At 68.1% G+C, this 17,609-nt stretch carries 14 protein-coding genes; 11 read left to right on the top strand and 3 right to left on the bottom strand.

Annotated features, from left to right (window positions below; translation table 11 throughout):
* From ACQY7V_RS07030 to ACQY7V_RS07005, 6 genes are all read left to right on the top strand, one after another.
* Positions 1 to 697: NADPH-dependent FMN reductase (locus tag ACQY7V_RS07030; protein ID WP_428639520.1), on the top strand; the 697-nt coding region annotated here is incomplete at its 5' end.
* 79 nt (positions 698 to 776) lie between these two features.
* Complete coding sequence (rsmI, locus tag ACQY7V_RS07025) at positions 777 to 1,646, top strand: 16S rRNA (cytidine(1402)-2'-O)-methyltransferase (protein ID WP_303773427.1); 870 nt, start codon at positions 777 to 779, stop codon at positions 1,644 to 1,646.
* A 282-nt stretch (positions 1,647 to 1,928) separates the two neighbouring features.
* Positions 1,929 to 3,125, top strand: coding sequence for a metal ABC transporter substrate-binding protein (locus ACQY7V_RS07020; protein WP_320836274.1), 1,197 nt, complete (start codon positions 1,929 to 1,931; stop codon positions 3,123 to 3,125).
* Positions 3,126 to 3,156: 31 nt separating this feature from the next.
* Positions 3,157 to 3,903, top strand: coding sequence for a metal ABC transporter ATP-binding protein (locus ACQY7V_RS07015; RefSeq protein ID WP_320836275.1), 747 nt, complete (start codon positions 3,157 to 3,159; stop codon positions 3,901 to 3,903).
* Positions 3,900 to 4,850, top strand: a complete 951-nt coding sequence (locus ACQY7V_RS07010) for a metal ABC transporter permease (RefSeq protein WP_235361950.1) — start codon at positions 3,900 to 3,902, stop codon at positions 4,848 to 4,850. The genes ACQY7V_RS07015 and ACQY7V_RS07010 overlap by 4 nt, the downstream gene beginning before the upstream one ends.
* Positions 4,847 to 5,752, top strand: a complete 906-nt coding sequence (locus ACQY7V_RS07005; protein ID WP_320836276.1) for a metal ABC transporter permease — start codon at positions 4,847 to 4,849, stop codon at positions 5,750 to 5,752. The genes ACQY7V_RS07010 and ACQY7V_RS07005 overlap by 4 nt, the downstream gene beginning before the upstream one ends.
* Here the strand turns inward: ACQY7V_RS07005 and ACQY7V_RS07000 are convergent.
* Positions 5,667 to 6,233, bottom strand: coding sequence for an isochorismatase family protein (locus tag ACQY7V_RS07000; RefSeq protein WP_320836277.1), 567 nt, complete (start codon positions 6,231 to 6,233; stop codon positions 5,667 to 5,669). The genes ACQY7V_RS07005 and ACQY7V_RS07000 overlap by 86 nt on opposite strands.
* Before the next feature lie 251 nt (positions 6,234 to 6,484).
* Between ACQY7V_RS07000 and metG the strand changes: the two genes are divergently transcribed.
* Positions 6,485 to 8,326, top strand: a complete 1,842-nt coding sequence (metG, locus tag ACQY7V_RS06995) for a methionine--tRNA ligase (RefSeq protein ID WP_320836278.1) — start codon at positions 6,485 to 6,487, stop codon at positions 8,324 to 8,326.
* Between the two features lie 108 nt (positions 8,327 to 8,434).
* Here metG and ACQY7V_RS06990 read toward each other — a convergent pair whose 3' ends face one another.
* Positions 8,435 to 9,070 carry a hypothetical protein gene (locus ACQY7V_RS06990; RefSeq protein WP_428639516.1) on the bottom strand — a complete coding sequence of 212 codons (636 nt, stop codon included), beginning with the start codon at positions 9,068 to 9,070 and terminating at the stop codon, positions 8,435 to 8,437.
* Complete coding sequence (locus ACQY7V_RS06985; RefSeq protein WP_428639513.1) at positions 9,070 to 10,815, bottom strand: PspC domain-containing protein; 1,746 nt, start codon at positions 10,813 to 10,815, stop codon at positions 9,070 to 9,072. Before ACQY7V_RS06985 ends, ACQY7V_RS06990 begins: the two co-directional genes overlap by 1 nt.
* A 248-nt stretch (positions 10,816 to 11,063) precedes the next feature.
* On the opposite strand from ACQY7V_RS06985, the gene ACQY7V_RS06980 reads away from it, so the two are divergent.
* The 4 genes from ACQY7V_RS06980 (at position 11,064) to ACQY7V_RS06965 (ending at position 17,536) form a co-directional block, all read left to right on the top strand.
* Positions 11,064 to 12,263, top strand: a complete 1,200-nt coding sequence (locus ACQY7V_RS06980; RefSeq protein WP_303773418.1) for a sensor histidine kinase — start codon at positions 11,064 to 11,066, stop codon at positions 12,261 to 12,263.
* A gap of 4 nt (positions 12,264 to 12,267) precedes the next feature.
* Complete coding sequence (locus tag ACQY7V_RS06975; RefSeq protein ID WP_428639511.1) at positions 12,268 to 12,918, top strand: LuxR C-terminal-related transcriptional regulator; 651 nt, start codon at positions 12,268 to 12,270, stop codon at positions 12,916 to 12,918.
* Between the two features lie 90 nt (positions 12,919 to 13,008).
* Entirely contained in the window at positions 13,009 to 14,499 is a 1,491-nt protein-coding gene (locus ACQY7V_RS06970; protein ID WP_321082465.1) for a DUF1846 domain-containing protein, read from the top strand.
* A 109-nt stretch (positions 14,500 to 14,608) separates the two neighbouring features.
* Positions 14,609 to 17,536: an ATP-dependent helicase gene (locus tag ACQY7V_RS06965; RefSeq protein WP_428639509.1), complete on the top strand. Its 2,928-nt coding sequence runs from the start codon at positions 14,609 to 14,611 to the stop codon at positions 17,534 to 17,536.
* Positions 17,537 to 17,609: the final 73 nt, after the last annotated feature.

Raw genomic sequence — 17,609 nt, 5'->3', positions numbered from 1 at the left:
TGCTCGGGGCGGCCCCGCTGCGTTGCTAGCCGGATGCTCGTTTTGCGCTTTAGCCGCCGGCTCGTTTGAGCGCGTGCGTGTGCACCCCTGTGCTTCCGCCTTTATCCTGTTTGAGTATTCAAACAGGAAGGTGGGTTCATTCATGGTTCGTCTTGCAGTGCTCCTGGGCTCCGTTCGCCCCAATGCTGCGGGAGCGCCGATTGCGCGCTGGGTCGTCGAAAAGGCGCGATCGATCGATGGGGTCGAGGCGGAGCTCGTCGATCTCAAGTCCTTCGATCTTCCTCTTTTCGCTGAAGCGGTCCCGCCGGCCAGCGCCCTGCCCCGGGATCCGAAGGGCGCGGCTTTCAATGCCGCGCTCTGCGAGTTCGACGCCTTCATCATCGTGACTCCCGAATACAACCATTCGATTCCGGGGGCCTTGAAGAACGCCCTGGATTTCTTGGCGCCTGCGACGCTGGCGCATAAGGGGATCGGCTTCGTCGGATACTCCTACACCGGCGGCGTCCGCCCCATCGAGCATCTGCGCCAGATCCTTGCGAACTTCGAAGCCGGCGCGGTGCGACCGCAGCTGACGCTCTCATTGATCAATGATTTCAGCGGCAAGGACTTCACTCCCGCCGCCCATCAGGACGGTGAACTCGAAGCCCTGGTCAAAGCGGTCGTTGAGCGCTCCGCGGTTCTGGCGCCTCTGCGCTGAACGCTCTTCCGCCCTCGAGGCTGAACGCGCCTCCGCCACCGAGCTTTCCGAAAGCGCGCAGTGGTGAGACGATGAACGCGTGGTGAACGACGACTCCCCAGTTCAGCGGCCCGGTTCGATCCTTCTGGCGGCAACGCCGATCGGTGATGCGGGCGACGCCTCCGCGCGCTTCATCCGTGCACTCGGAGAAGCCGAGGTGATCGCCGCTGAGGACACGCGACGGCTGCTGGCCCTGGCGTCGCGGCTCGATGTGCGCATCAACGGCAAGCTGATGAGCCTGCACGACCACAACGAAGCCGAGCGCGCGAACAAGGTCGTCTCCCTCGCAGAGGATGGTGCGCGGGTGCTCCTCGTATCGGATGCGGGAATGCCGACTGTTTCGGATCCCGGATTCCGGGTCGTGCGCACGGCGGTTGAACGGGGAGTGCGCGTCTCAGCCCTTCCGGGCCCATCGGCGCCGGTCACGGCTCTGGCGGTATCGGGTCTTCCCTCGGATCGCTTCGCCTTCGAGGGGTTCCTGCCCCGGAAGGAGGGCGAGGCGCGCAGCTCATTGCAACGCCTCTCCGACGACCCGAGGACCCTCATCTTCTTCGAGTCCCCCAAGCGACTCAATGAGACGCTCGTGAGGATGGCGGAGGCTTTCGGAGGCTCGCGCGAAGCGGTCGTCTGCCGTGAATTGACGAAATCCCACGAAGAGGTGCTGCGCGGCGATCTCAATGCGCTCATCGCTGCGACAGTCGGCGAGGTGCTCGGTGAGATCACGATCGTCGTCGCCGGATATCGGGGCGGCGGCAATGCCGAGGACCATGTCATGGCGGTGCTGGCCCTCGCCGAGGAGGGGATGCGCCTCAAGGAGGCCGCTGCGGAAGTCGCCGAAGCGACTGGTTTGAGGAAGAACGACCTTTACAAGGCGGCCCTGCGGCGCAGGGATGCGGCGCGGGAGGCCTGACGACCCGCTTGCAGTGCGCACGGAGGCGCAGTGAGTGTGGAGGCGCGGGGCGCGTGAATGCGCAGGGCGCGTGAAAGCTTGAAAGAGGAAACGTCTTTCCGCCTTCCCTCAGGCGTCTGCGATTCCGGGCTGCGAGGGGTGCGCTCTGCTCTCGATTCGGATTGGCCTGAGAGTTTCGTCTCAAAAGATTTCGGTATGCCGAAAACTCTGTGAAAATCATTCTCGTCAAGATTTCGGTTAGCCGAACTATTGTCGGATTTGAATCAAGAGAAGGGTGCATCCATGCAGATCTCCGCAACCCCCGCACTACCGCGGCGCCTCCCCGTGATCGGCGCGCTCGTCCTCGGCCTGACTCCCCTTCTCGGGGCGTGCGCTGCGGGCTCCCCGGCGGTCGGCGGGGCGGCGGACTCGCAAGCCCCCACCGTCTCAGTCGTCGCGACGACCACTCAGATCTGCGATTACATCACCCAGATCGCCACCGACTCCTCAGAGGAAGCGAGCCTCGCCCTCGTCAAAACCGCCGCTGACGGAACCCAGAGCCGCTCCGGAGCCGAAGAGGGGAAGGCGGCCACGACGCTTCGCCTCACCTGCCTGCTCGCCCCCAACGCGAGCGCGCACGAGCATGAAATGACCCCCGCTCAGACGAAAGCGCTCGCCGAAGCGGACATCATGTTCGTCAACGGCATCGACCTCGAGCACTTCCTCGATGACGCGGTCGAGGCCTCCGGCTTCACGGGAAGCATGGCCGTCACCACCGGCGTCCTCTCGGCCGCGGATGTCGACGACCTGAACGCCCAACTCGCCAAGGAGAAGGAGCTGCGCTACTCGGTGGACCGAGGGAGCCGAAAGGTCGAGGTGGCCACCTGGCCCTTCCCGCCCGAAGAAGGCGAAAGCGAAGCGGAGTTCCGATTCGACCCCCACGTGTGGACCAGCCCCAAGAACGCTGCGATCCAGGTTGCGAACATCGGCGACGCCCTCGCCAAGGCCTCCCCGGATAACGCCGAACTCTTCAAGGACAGGGTCGAGGACTACCTCAAGCGACTGACAGACCTCGACCAGTGGGTCACCCAATCGATCGCCTCCATCCCCCCTGAGCACCGCGTGCTCTTCACCTCGCACGACGCCTTCGGATACTTCTCGGCGAGCTACGGCCTCGACTTCATCGGCGCCGCGCTCTCGGACTTCAGCGAGCAGCAGGACGCGACCGCCGCGCATATCGCCGACGCGGCCCAGAAGGTCAAGGAATCCGGGGCGACCGCCCTCTTCGCGGAGAACTCCAACAACTCCAAGTCCATCGAGGCCATCGCCAAGGCCGCGGGCGTCACCGCCGTGATCGGCGATGACGCGCTCTACGGGGATTCCCTCGGCCCCGAAGGATCCGAGGGCGCGACCTACATCGGATCCATCATTCACAACGTCACGACCCTGGTCACCGCATGGGGCGGCCAGCTCGCCCCGCTCCCCGTCTCCGTCGGCTGAAAGGAGGCGAGCGAAGGGAATGCCGACCGCCATGCCACCGATTCTCCGATTCGACGCAGCAGATCTCGGCTATGCGCGAAGGCCCGTCGTCACCGGCCTCTCAGGGGTCCTTCACGAGGGCGAGGCCCTCGCCCTCATCGGCCCGAACGGCTCCGGCAAGACCACCTTCCTCCGTTCGATCCTCTCAGAGGCCGAGATCCTGGCCGGAAGCGTCGAAGTCGCGGCCGGAGCGATCGGGCACGTGCCCCAGTCGGCGGATCTCGACCTCGAGTTCCCCGTCACCGCCGAGGAAGTCGTCACGATGGGCCTTTACGGCGAACTCGGATGGTTCCGCCGCCCGGCGCGCGAACATCGCCTCCGCGTGCGGGCGGCCCTCGAACGAGTGGGGATGGGCGAGCGGGCGGGCATGCGATTCGGCCGTCTCTCGGGCGGCCAGCGCCAGAGGATCCTCCTGGCCAGGGCCCTCGTCGCCCGTCCTCGCCTCATCCTCCTCGATGAGCCCTTCAACGGCCTCGATCAGCCGAACAGGGACGCCCTCATCGACATCATCCGCTCGGTCAAAGCCGAGGGCGTGGGCGTCGTCGTCTCGACGCACGACCTCTCCCTCGCCAGACTCACCTGTGAGCGGGCCCTGCTCCTCGCGGGCCGCCAGATCGCTTTCGGCCCCCTTCAAGAAGTGCTGACGCCCGAACACCTCGCGCAGGCGTACGGCATCGGCTCCGACGTCCTCATCGAAGCCGATGCCGGGGCCGCGATCGAAGTGAGACTCACACGATGACGGAGTACTTCACCGAAGCCGTCGAGGGCTTGAGACTCCTCCTCTCGCAGGTCCCCGGCTTCGCGACGCCCACGAGCGCCCCCTACCTCTTCCGCCCCTTCCTCCTCCTCATCGTCCTCGCCCTCGTCATCGGCCCCGTTGCGACGATCGTGAACCTGCGGAGACTGGAATTCAACGCAGAGGCGATGGTCCATTCCGTCTTCCCCGGAATCGTCGCCGGCGCCATCTGGGGCGGAAGCGACAGGATCATCCCCGGAGCCGCCCTCACGGCGGTCGTCGTGGCCCTCGCACTGACCTGGGCCTCCCGCCGTCCGTCCCTCGCCGAGGGCGGCGCGGCGGTCATCCTCACCGGCTTCTTCTCGATCGGCGTCATCATCTCCTTGAAGAAGGGGGACATGTCCGGGCAGCTCGAGGCGCTGATGTTCGGGCGCCTCCTGGAGGTCACCGATGCCCGCCTCCTTCAAGCCCTCCTCGTCTGCCTCCTCGCCCTCATCCTCATGGCCGCGACCTGGAAGGAACAGCTCTTCGTCGCCCACGACAGGCACGGGGCCGGAGCCGCCGGTATCAACACGCTCCTCGTCGACGTCGTCATCAATGCCGCCGTGGGCGCCGTCGTCGTGTCCGCCTCCACCGCCGTCGGAGTCCTCCTCGTCATCGGCTACCTCGTCGTCCCGGGCGCCGCCGCGCGCCTCCTCGGAACGACGAGCCGGGCGATGGTTGTGATCTCGACACTCGTCGCCCTCGCCGGAGGATGGATCGGCATCGAATGGATGAACGCCCCCGCCGCGCGGCCGGTCTCTCCGCAGGCGGCGGTCTCCCTCTCCCTCCTCGGCGTCTTCGCCCTGTGCCTCGTCCTGTCGAGGCTGCTCATGCGCTTCCCGCAGATGAGGACCGGAGCGGCGGGGCTCGGAGCGCCCTCGGCCCCCAGGACGGTCGATGCGGCATGAATCTCTGGCACATCCTCCTCCTCCCGCTACTGGAAGTCCTCCTCGTCGGCGCCCTCTCGGGCCTCGTCGGCGTGCTCGCCGTCCTCAACAGGCGGGTCTTCTTCGCCGAATCCGTGACCCACGGAGTTTTCCCCGGCGCGGTGCTCGGGGTCGTGATCGCCGCAGGATTCGGAGCGGGGCACTCAGGACTGTCGGCCTGCCTCTTCGCGGGGGCCTTCCTCATGTGCCTGCCCCTCGCAGGCCTCATGGGCCTGCTGGTCCGCCTTCCCGGAATCTCCTCACAGGCGGCCGCGGGCATCGTCCTCACCCTGGGCTTCGCCCTCGGATACTTCCTCGCCACCTGGTTCCAACCCCTCCCCCTGCAGGTCGCCACCTTCCTCACCGGGAGCGTTCTCACAGTGTCGGAAGTCGACGTCGCAACGGCGGGAGCCGCATTGGCCGCCCTTGTCCTGCTCATGCGGGGGCGCGGCGGCATGCTGGCCTCGCACTGCTTCGACGCCTCCTCCACGCCGGCGCGAATGCGCCGGAGCCTCGACGGGCTCATGCACGCCGCGATCATCCTCGCCGTGGTCGTCGTGATCCCCGCAGTCGGGACGGTGCTCTCCATCGCGCTCATCGCCGCTCCTGCGGCGGGCCTCAAAGGGATCGCCCCCTCGCTGCGCGCCTATACGATCGCAGCGCCCCTGTCCGGCGCCCTCATCGGCCTGGCGGGACTGGGGATCGCGGTCGCGGCGGATCTGTCGGCCGGCGGGACGATCGCCGCAGTCGCGGGAGTCTTCTTCCTCGCCTGCGTGAGCCTCGGCGAGGGGAAGCGGATCATCGGGAGGGGACCTCGTCCACTCCCGCGGCGGCCAGGCGCTCGGAGGCGGCCGCTCCGGTTTCCGGCGACACGGCTTCGGTGAGGTCGGAGAGGACGCGGACCGTGAATCCGAGCGATGCAGCATCGAGGGCGGTTTCGCATACGCAGTGGGACTGGGCGAGGCCGACGACGTCGACCTCGTCGATGCTCGCGGACTCCAACAGCGAGGCCAGCGTGCGGCCGTCCTCGGTGCGTCCCTCGAATCCCGAGTAAGCGGCCGCGTACTGGCCCTTCTTGAAAGAAGCATCGGCGCCGATGCCCGCCAAAGCGGGGTGGAGCTCGGCCTCGGCCGTGCCGGCGAGGCCGTGCGGGGGCCAGGAGTCGACGAAGTCGGGCTCTGACGAGAAATGCCCGCCCGGTTCGATGTGCCAGTCCTGCGTCGTGACGATCAGGGCGTAGTCGCCGCGACGCTCGGCGATGAAGTCGGCGATCCGTTGAGCGCAGGCGTTGCCGCCCTCGACGGGCAGAGCGCCGCCCTCGCAGAAAGTGGGTTGCACGTCGACGACGATCAGTGCGCGGGACATGGGGGCTCCTTCATCCTCGCTTCTTGCCTTCGGATTTTACGGTACCCCTTCGCCGCCCGATCGGAGCCGGTCACGAGGGCGGGACGGCATCCCGCGAAGGGAGGAAGACCGGGCTCCCGGCGGGGGAGGGGAGGCCGTCTCTGCCCCGGGAGGGGAGACGAGGCGGCGGGCGCCGAGGCGGAAGACCGACGACGGGGTACGAGGGGCGCCGTTTTCGACGGAAGCGGGCCCGGCGACTAGTCTTGGAGGCTATGAGTCGCATTCTTTCCGCCGTCGCATGGCCCTACGCGAACGGCCCTCGCCACATCGGGCACGTGGCCGGATTCGGGGTCCCCTCGGATGTCTTCTCGCGCTACATGCGCATGGCCGGCCACGACGTCCTCATGGTGTCGGGCACCGACGAGCACGGGACCCCGATCCTCGTCGCAGCCGATTCCGAGGGCATCAGCGCGCGCGAGCTCGCCGACCGGAACAACCGGCTCATTGTCGAGGACCTCGTGGCGCTCGGCCTGTCCTACGACCTCTTCACGAGGACGACGGCGGGCAACCACTACCGCATCGTCCAGGAGATGTTCCGGACCGTACGGGACAACGGCTACATGATCGAGCAGGTCACCCGGGCCGCGATCTCCCCCTCGACGGGCCGCACGTTGCCCGACCGCTATATCGAGGGCACCTGCCCGATCTGCTCGACCCCGGGGGCCCGCGGCGACCAGTGCGATGCCTGCGGCAACCAGCTCGACCCGACCGACCTCATCGACCCGCGTTCACGGATCAATGGCGAGGTCCCGGAGTTCGTCGAATCGACCCACTACTTCCTCGACCTCCCCGCCCTCGCCCAGGCCCTGTCCGCCTGGCTCGACGAACGTGAGCAGTCGGGCACATGGCGCCCCAACGTCATCAAGTTCTCGAAGAACTTCCTTCAGGACATCCGCCCGCGCGCGATGACCCGCGACATCGACTGGGGCATCCCGGTCCCCGGCTGGGAGGACCAGCCGGGCAAGCGCCTCTACGTGTGGTTCGACGCGGTCATCGGCTACCTGTCCGCCTCGATCGAGTGGGCGCGCCGCACGGGCGACCCCGAGGCGTGGCGCCAGTGGTGGAACGATCCGGAGGCCCTGTCCTACTACTTCATGGGCAAGGACAACATCGTCTTCCACTCCCAGATCTGGCCGGCCGAGATGATCGGCTACAACGGTCGGGGAGCGCGCGGTGGCGAGCACGGCGAGCTCGGCGTCCTCAATCTTCCGACCGAAGTCGTCTCCAGCGAGTTCCTCACTATGGAGGGGAAGAAGTTCTCCTCCTCGCACGGGATCGTCATCTACGTCCGCGACTTCCTCGAGCGCTACCAGGCGGATGCGCTGCGCTACTTCATCTCGGCGGCCGGCCCGGAGACCTCCGACTCCGACTTCACCTGGGCGGAGTTCGTGCGCCGCACGAACGGCGAGCTCGTCGCCGGCTGGGGCAACCTCGTCAATCGGACCGCCTCGATGATCGCGAAGAAGTTCGGCGAGATCCCCGCTCCGGGCGAGCTCGAGGACATCGACCGCGAGCTCCTCGACGCGATCAATGCGGGCTTCGGCACCGTCGGCGACCTCATCCGGCATCACCGCCAGAAGGCCGCCCTCGCCGAGGCGATGCGACTGGTCGGCGAGGCGAACAAGTACGTCGCCGACACCGAGCCCTTCAAACTCAAGGCCCCCGAGGAGCAGGAACGCCTCGCGACCGTGCTCCACACCCTCGCCCAGGCGGTCGCAGACCTCAATCTCATGCTCTCCCCATTCCTCCCGCACGCGGCCAACGACGTCGACCGCGTCATGGGCGGTGCGGGCCGGATCGCGCCGATGCCGCGCATCGAGGAGGTCGAAGAGCTCGATCCCGAGGTCCTGCCCGACGCCTTCAACGGCCGGTCCGGCTACCCGATCATCACCGGCGACTATACGAGCGCGCCCGCATGGGGCCGCCACGAGATCACCGCGGGCACGCCGATCGCCAAGCCGACTCCGGTGTTCACCAAGCTCGACGAGGCGATCATCGAAGAAGAGCTCGCGCGCTACGCCGACTCGATCCCCGATGACGTGACCGGAGCCTGAACCCGGGCTTCCGCGTCGGCGGGCTTCAAGGGCTCGTCACGAAGGGAGGGTCCGAACCGTCATGGTTCGGACCCTCCCTCTTGTCCTCTCGGGTGAGAGCTCCCGGCACTAGCGCGAGCCGCGATTCGGTGCGGGGTCCTTTCCCACCACCAGGGCCGCGACGATCAAGGACAGGCCCAGCAGGCCGACGAGGCCGATGAAGAGTGCGGGGACATCGACGTTGGAGATGAAGGGGAGCGCGATGAAGAAGACGCCCAGGAGGGCGACGATGCATCCCCAGATGAGCTGACCGACACGGACATGCGTCGACCGGCCCGAGGCGCCCTGCGCGGGGGCGTCCGCCGCGGTCCAGACCTTCGGCGCTACAGGAGCAGCGGGCTGATCGGGCGCAAGCGCTTCAGGCGCAGCCTCCGAGGCGAGGGGCGCAGTCGGGTCAAGGGGAAACGTGGCCCCCTCGCCCCGGTCGCCCGGAGCGACCTCGTCCTCCTCGGCGTGGATCGCCTCGGTCTGTTCAGTGGGGGTGGCTTCGGTCTGTTCGGCGTGGATCGCCTCGGTCTGTTCAGTGGGGATGGCCTCGGTCTGTTCGGCGTGGATCGCCTCGGTCTGTTCAGTGGGAACGACGACCGTAGCCTCGAGCGGCTCGGGGTCGCCCGGCCGCTCGGCGGCGAGGGCCCGCAGCGGAGCCGTTTCGTCGGTTCCGCTCGGAAGGATCCGAGTGTCTTCGGTATGAGGATCGGGGGTCATCACAGGCTCCTGTTCTCGTCGTGAGCCGAATCGCTCAGGGGCTGGAGGTCATGCGCGGGGGCGGCGGACTGGGCGGATTCAGCCGACTGCTTCGAATCGGGGGCCGCGTCCTCGGCGGACTCGGCGGCGGCATCGGACTCGAGGGGCGGGGCGTCCTCGGAGTAGATGAAGCTCGTGAGCCAGGTGTCCACGTGAATCGTGATGCCCTGCTCGGAGCTCCAAGTGGACGATTGGGTCGACACGCCCGGCGCCGCGCTCTCGGTCACGTCGGCGCAGCTGCGAAGCCGCGCGACCCAATCCGCGGCAGAGGGGGCGTTCTCGTCCTGCGTGGCCGGTCCGCTCCAGTACGCGGCGACGACGTCATCGATCTCCCGCGTGCAGACGATCCTCAGCGGCTGATCCGCCCGGGCCGAGATCGACAGGTCGTACACCGAGGCGTCGACGTAGATGTCCTTGACAGCGCCCGAGGGGGCTGCGGTGAGATCGAGGTGGGCCTGACCGAGGATCGAGCCGGAGACCGCGTCGCTCGTCCAGTCGTAGCTGTAGGGGGTCTCATCGACGACGAGGTGATCGGAAGCGCTCGAGTCGTAGGTGGCGGACAGGCCGACCAGTGCGGTCGGCAGCGCCAGGAAGCAGCCGATGAGGGACAAGGCGATGAACCAGCCCGCGCCCTTGCCGCGGATCGAGGCGATGACGAGGGCGAGGCCGACGGTGAGGAGGCAGGCCCCCGCGCCGATGAGTCCCGCGTTCACCACGTCGGCGGGCATGTAGTCGCTGAAGAAGAATCCCCGGCCGATGAGGTACATCGCAAGGAAGGTGCCGGCCATGACGATGACGATGAGACCGGTGACGAGGAGGTTGGAACGACGGGAGACGTGATTGACGGGCACGGGAACCGGCGGCGTCCAGACGGCCGAAGGAGTGTAAGGTGCCCTTCCCTGAGGGGGCGCCGGAGGCATCGGCGAAGGAGCCGTGCGGGGCATCGAGTGCGCGGCCGGGCCCGTCGGCGAGTAGGGGACGCGCGCACCCTGAACGGGCGGCGGGGTCGGGACGGCCTGCGGTCCTCCCATGCTGCGCCAGTCAGCGCTCTGGGGCGCGAATGAGGGCGCCGAGGGCGGGACCGGCGTGCTGAACTGGGCGGAAGGCCCGCTTGCGGGCCGTCCGGGAGCCGCGAAGCCCGCGTCGGCCCCGTTCCCCTGAGGCGCGGGGCGCTGCGGTGCGGCGCCGACGAAGGGCTGGGCGGGGGCCGATCGAGCCGACGACCCCACCAGAAGCGCGATGACGACGATGACGACGAGCGCGAGGATCCCGAAGGTCCCGAGGGAAGCGAAGAAGGCGAGAGGGGAGCCCGCCGAGAAGTTGAGCGACACGGGCACGAATGAAGTCAGGCCCACGAACATCAGGAGACCCGCGCCGAGCTGGGCCGCATCGAGTCGTCCCGCGACGAGTTCCTCAGCGTGAATGCGGCCATCGCGCTGCTCCGGAAGCAGAGCCCAGGCGAAGCCGTAGAGCGCGAGCAGGGGCGGAGCGAAGATGCAGGCGATGACGCTCAGGCCGCGCACCAGGGCGAGATCCCACCCGGTCTTCGCGGCGATTCCCGAGCAGACTCCCCCGACCGTCCGGATCTCGGCGCGGTACCAGCCCGAGCGGCGCAGGGAGTGGAAGAAGCCCGAGTGCGATGGTCCGGAAGGCCCATCGCCCGGGTGCGGCGACGCGTAGTGACCGGAAGGATATGTCTCGTCCATGCCACTACTCTTCCGTGAAATACGCCTCGACGAAATGGGGAACAGCCCTGATACCTCCCTGAAAGATCAAGATCATGGACCGCGGGGCGCCTCGAGGGTGTGATGATAGGGGCGTGGCAGTCCCCTCTGATCCTGAAAACCGGTTCTGGGCCCCGCCCTCGCCGACCGGTGCAGGACGGGACTGGAATCCCCCCGCCCCGAATGCTTCGCGCCCGGCGCTCAGACGCGCGACGCCCGATTCGGTCGACATGCCGACCCCCTGGATGGCGGGAGTCGCATCGGGCTTGGCCGTGCACGCGCGCATCCCCGTGCACGTGGTCCGGTGGGCCTTCGCGGCACTCACGCTCTTCGGCGGCACGGGCCTCCTGCTCTACCTGTGGCTGTGGATGATGACGCCGAAGGACACGGGCCGATTCGCTCCGAACGGTATCGGCGGCTCGAGAGCGGCGGCCCCGCTGAGGGTGCCGGGGGAGGACCGTTCGAGGATCACCGCACGGAACCAGCTGTTCCTCGCGGGCTTCATCATCATCGTCGGAGGCCTCATCGCCCTGGGCCTGTCCGCCTTCGGCGTCGTCGACCTCAAGGACATCGTCTCCGCCTCCACGGTCATCATCGGGATCGGCCTCGCCTGGAGCCAGGGCGCGAACCTCGACAACTGGCGCTCCGGCCGCTTCCTCGTCATCGTGTCGATCGGCGTCATCATGGTGTCGATCGGCACGATCGTCCTCGTGGGCCGCGGCGACCCGCCCCTGATCCTCCTGCGCGGCGGTCTCATCGGAGCGGTCGTCGTCGCAGGCGTGCTCTTCGCCCTCGCCCCGCTGTGGCTGCGCACCTCCTCGGATCTGTCCGACACCCAGGCCCAGCAGGTGCGCGACGCCGAGCGCGCCGATATCGCCGCGCACCTGCACGACTCCGTCCTGCAAACCCTGACCCTCATCCGCTCGGCCGCGCACGACCCCGCCCGAGTGCGCGCTCTCGCCCTTTCTGAAGAGCGAGAACTCCGCTCATGGCTCTACACGGGACGCTCGCAGGCCGCCGATTCACTCGCCGAAGCGGTCCGTGAAACCGTCGGAGCCCTCGAATCGAAGTACGGCGTGCCCGTGGAGGTCGTCGCCGTCGGGGACTGCGTCCCGGGGCCGGGCGAGCTCGCCCTGGTCGCCGCGCTCGGCGAGGCCGCCGCGAACGCCGTGCGGCACGGCCGCCCTCCCGTCTCCGTCTACGTCGAAACCCGCCCCGAATCGGTCGAAGCCTTCATCAAGGACTCCGGATCCGGATTCGACCCCGCTTCGATCCCCTCGGATCGGCACGGTGTGAAAGACTCGATCATCGGACGCATGGAAAGAGCGGGCGGGACCGCGCGCATCCGGTGCCTCACCACGGGCACCGAAATCGCCCTGACCCTCCCCAGGATTCCCAGCACAGCACCATTCCAGCCGAAGAGGGGTTGAAAACATGCCGATCAGACTCGTCGTCATCGACGATCACGCGATGGTCCGCGCAGGTGTGCGCGCCGAACTCGAGAACTCCGGTGCGGAGCTCGAGATCCTCGGTGAAGCGGCCGACGTCGAGGGCGCCATCGCGGCCTGCCGTGAACTCAAGCCCGATGTCGCCCTGCTCGACGTCCACCTTCCCGGCGGGCACGGCGGCGGCGGCGCGGAAGTCGCGGCCTCCTGCCAAGACGTCGACGGCTTGCGCTTCCTCGCCCTGTCCGTCTCCGATTCGCCCGAGGACGTCGTCCAGGTCATTCGGGCCGGCGCCCGCGGCTATGTGACGAAATCGATCACGACCCCCGAGCTCGTCGAAGCGATCCGTCGCGTGGCGGCCGGGGACGCGGCCTTCTCGCCCAGACTCGCAGGATTCGTCCTCGACGCCTTCGGGACCGGACAAGTCGCGATCGGCGACGATGAGCTCGATCTCCTGTCCGCCAGGGAGCAGGAGGTCATGCGCCTCATCGCCCGCGGCTACACCTACAAGGAGGTCGGCAACGAGCTCTTCATCTCCGTGAAGACCGTCGAGACCCACGTCTCCGCCGTGCTGCGCAAGCTCCAGCTGTCGAACCGCAACGAACTCACCCGCTGGGCGATGCAGCGCCACATCGTGTGAGGACCGTGACTGCCCGGGGATTCTCCCCGCCCGGTCTTTGGCCCTAGGATTTCCCCGGGCGGTCGGACGATCGCCGGGACGGAGAACAGGGTGCGCACCATCGGATTCGACCGCGAGAAGTACGTGCGACTGCAGTCGCAGCACATCGCCGAACGCAGGGCCCAGTTCGGCGGGAAGCTCTACCTCGAATTCGGCGGGAAGCTCATCGACGACATGCACGCCTCCCGTGTGCTCCCAGGCTTCACGCCCGACAACAAGGTCGCGATGCTCTCCGAGCTTGCCGACGACGTCGAGATCATCGTCGCCGTCAACGCCAAGGACTTCCAACGGCGCAAGGTCCGCGCCGACCTCGGGACCACCTACGAGGACGAGGTCCTGCGCCACATCGACGAGTTCCGCGAGCACGGGCTCTTCGTCGGCTCCGTCGTGATCACGCAATGGGCGGACGACAACCGCGAGGCGAAGGCCGTCAAGCGCAAGTTCGAACGCCTCGGCATCAAGGTCTACCGGCACTTCCCGATCGCGGGCTACCCGAACGATGTCGCCCGGATCGTCTCCGACCAGGGCTACGGCCGCAACGAGTACATCGAGACGAGCCACGACCTCGTCGTCGTCACCGCGCCGGGACCCGGTTCGGGCAAGATGGCGACCTGCCTGTCCCAGCTCTACCACGATCACAAGCGCGGGCTCTCCTCCGGATACGCGAAATGGGAGACCTTCCCCATCTGGAATCTCCCCCTTGACCACCCGGTGAACATCGCTTACGAGGCCGCGACCGCCGACCTCGACGACGTCAACATGATCGACCCCTTCCACCTCGCGGCCCACGGCGTCCAAACCGTCAACTACAACCGCGACGTCGAGATCTTCCCCGTCCTGGGCCGGCTCTTCACCGAGATCCTCGGCGAATCCCCCTACCGGTCGCCGACCGACATGGGCGTGAACATGGCGGGGCTCTCGATCAGTGACGACGAGGCCTGCTCCGAGGCGTCGAAGCAGGAGGTGATCCGCAGGTACTTCAAGGCCCTCGTCACCGAGAAGAAGGAGCTGGCCGAGCCCGTCCAGTCCGAACGGATCGCCCTGCTCATGGCGAAACTCGGAATCGCCGAGACCGACCGGCCCGTCGTCGCGCCCGTCCGGAGGATCGCGAAGGCGACGAAGGCCCCGGCCGCCGCGATCGAACTCGCCGACGGCCGGATCGTCACCGGGAAGACCTCTGAACTGCTGGGCTGTTCCTCGGCGATGCTCCTCAACGCCCTCAAGGCCCTCGCGGAAGTCGATGACGCGGTCGAGCTCCTCTCGCCGGAAGCCATCGAACCGATCCAGACCCTCAAGACCGTCCACCTCGGATCGCGCAACCCTCGCCTGCACACCGACGAGGTGCTTATCGCGCTCGCGGTCTCTGCCTCGACCGACGAACGGGCGCGTCGCGCCCTCGACCGCCTCGGCGACCTGCGCGGATGCGACGTCCACACCTCGACGATCCTCGGCCCCGTCGACGAGGGGATCTTCCGTTCGCTCGGCATCCAGGTGACGAACGAGCCGGTCTACGCGACGAAGTCCCTGTACCGCAAGAAGTAGGGGGCGAGGGCGGTCCCCGGCGCCCTCCCGTCGGGAGCACCACCAGAGCATCGGCGCGGAGCCGGGCCGTACCGCAGACGCCCACGGCCTCAACTAGAGTGGTGACGCCATGACCGACTACACCGCCTTGCCCGATCTCGGGCCGATCGACCCGCCCCTGTGGGACCCCGCCCCGGAGGATCTCCCCGTCTGGGATCCGACGGCCGCGATGTCCGAGCCCCCGGCCGATGAGGCCACGTGGGCATCGGCGCCATCCCCCTATGAGGGCATCCCGCCGATCGAGGACGAATCGGAGTACGGGGCGTTCTCGCCGATCGCAAGCGGCGCGAATGCGGGCGCGCTCTGCGGGCCCGCCCCGGAGGAGCTCATCCGCGGGCTCAATGAACGCCAGTCCCAGGCCGTCGTCCACGAGGGCGGCCCGCTCCTCATCATGGCGGGCGCGGGTTCGGGCAAGACGCGCGTACTGACCCATCGGATCGCTCACCTACTCGCGACCGGACGGGCGAGCGCCGGTCAGATCCTCGCCATCACCTTCACGAACAAGGCCGCAGCGGAGATGCGCGAGCGCGTCGGGGCTCTCGTCGGGCGCGCCGCCTCGCGGATGTGGGTCTCGACCTTCCACTCGGCCTGCGTGCGGATCCTCCGGGCCGAGCACGAGGCCGCGGGCCTGCGCTCCTCCTTCACGATCTACGACGCCCAGGACTCCCAGCGGCTCATCCAGATCATCCTCAAGGCCGCGAACGTCGATATCAAGCGCTTCACCCCCAAGCTCGTCGCCGCGCGCATCTCCGATCTCAAGAACGAGCTCATCTCGGCGAAGAAATACGCCGAGACCGCGCAGAACGACCCGATCTCCACGGTCGTCGCCGAGACCTACCTCGAGTACGCGAAGCGGATGCGCGAATCGAACGCCCTCGACTTCGACGACCTCATCATGCGCACGGTGGAGCTCCTCGCAGGCAACCGCCTCCTCGCCGAGCACTACCATCGGCGCTTCCGCCACGTCCTCGTCGACGAGTACCAGGACACGAACCACGCCCAATACGTCCTCGTCCGCCTCCTCGTCGGGGACGGAGAGGACGGGATCGCGCCCGCCGAGCTCACGGTCGTCGGCGATTCCGACCAGTCGATCTACGCCTTCCGCGGCGCGACGATCCGCAACATCGAGGAGTTCGAACGCGACTTCCCGGGCGCGCGCACGATCCTCCTCGAGCAGAACTACCGCTCGACCCAGAACATCCTCTCCGCGGCGAATGCGGTCATCGCGAAGAACGAGGGGCGCCGCCCGAAGCGCCTGTGGACCGACTCGGGCGACGGCGCGCTCATCATCCTCGACGCAGCCGACTCCGAGCACGACGAGGCGCGCTTCGTCGTCGCCGAAATCGACCGCCTCCACGATGCGGGCGGCGAATGGGGCGATGTCGCCGTCTTCTACCGGACCAACGCCCAGTCCAGGGCCCTCGAAGAGCTCCTCGTCCGCCAGGGCATCCCGTACCGGGTCGTCGGCGGCACGCGCTTCTACGAGCGCAAGGAGATCAAGGACGCCTTGGCCTACCTCCAGGCCGTGTCCAACCCGGATGACACGGTGGCGCTGCGCCGCATCCTCAACGTGCCCCGGCGCGGCATCGGGGCGAAGGCCGAGCAGGCCCTGGTCGCGCACGCCGACCGATACGGGATCTCCTTCGGAGAAGCCATCGCGGACGTGTGGGAGGCGCAGGGCCGTCCCCTCGGCGAGGGCGAGGGCGTCGAATGGCCTGACGGGAAGCCGAAGCGCGCATCCGATTCGAGCGGCGCGCCCGGGGACGAGGGCGGGGCTGCGGCTCCGCTCGAAGGGCCGTCCGAGGACGCCGCGTCCTCTTCCGAAGGGGCCGTTCAGGTCCCGTCCGCGGATGATCGACCCGCGGCCGAGCCCGAAGCGGGTGGATGGCCCGAGGTGGCCGTGCCCGGGACGGCGGGGCCGTCGGCGGGCGGATCCCGTGGGCCCGGCGGGGACGGGGTAATGCTTTCGACGGGGGACGGTGATGCTCTCGGCGGGGGAGGGGCTGGACCGCTTCGGCCCGTGCTCGGGCTCGCTCCCCGGGCGGCGTCGGCGATCGCCGACTTCTGGGGGCTCCTCCAGGTGGCGCGAGCAGGGGACTCGGGCGCCGCAGCCCCTGCGGACATCCTCGAGGAGATCCTCGATCGCACCGGCTACCTGGCCGAGTTGCGCAAGTCCGAGGATCCGCAGGACGCCTCACGGGTGGAGAACCTGGCCGAGCTCCACTCCGTCGCGAAGGACTTCTCGCAGGTCGATCCCGAGGGCGATCTCGCCGCCTTCCTCGAGCGCGTCGCCCTCGTCGCCGATTCCGATCAGGTTCCCTCTGAGGACCAGCGCTCCGGGCAAGTCACCCTCATGACGGTCCACACGGCGAAGGGATTGGAGTTCCCGACCGTCTTCGTCACGGGGATGGAGGACGGAACCTTCCCCCACCAGCGCTCCCTCTCCGATCCGGGCGAACTCGAAGAGGAGCGCCGACTCGCCTACGTGGCGATCACCAGGGCGCGCGAAAGGCTCTATCTCACGCGAGCGGCCGTGCGCTCCGCCTGGGGCGCGCCCCAGGAGATACCGCCCTCGCGCTTCTTGGACGACATTCCGCCCGAGCTCCTCGACATCCGTCGTTCCGTCACCGCTCAGGACCGGGCGCGGGGCTCATTGACGGGATGGGCGGGTTCATGGTCCTCCTCGCATCGGGGACGCGGTCGCGATCCCTGGGGCGAGGACGGGACTCCGGTCTTCGGGAGCGGGCGCTCGGGCGCTGCGAAGCCGGTGAGCGGTGTTCGAGCCGGCACAGTGCGGATGGGGGCGAAACCCCCGCGCGTTCCCGTCGATCGTCCGCCTCTGGATCTTTCCGTCGGAGACCGCGTCAAGCATGAGACCCTGGGCGTGGGCACCGTCCTCGGAGTCGAGGGCTCGGGCCCGAAGACGATCGCCCGCGTGCAATTCGGGCGCGCAGAGAAGCGCCTTCTCGTCCGCATGGCTCCGATGGAGAAGATCTGAGGGAGGATGGCGAGGCCGCGGGGCGCTCCGCCTACGTCCTCGTTCTCTGCATTCCTCCATCATCTCTAGGACG

Origin of the sequence: Schaalia sp., from assembly GCF_050312375.1 — a bacterium.
Lineage (GTDB): Bacteria > Actinomycetota > Actinomycetes > Actinomycetales > Actinomycetaceae > Pauljensenia > Pauljensenia hyovaginalis.
Note: the sequence above shows the minus strand (reverse complement) of the source record. Positions and strands in the feature narration are given on the sequence as shown.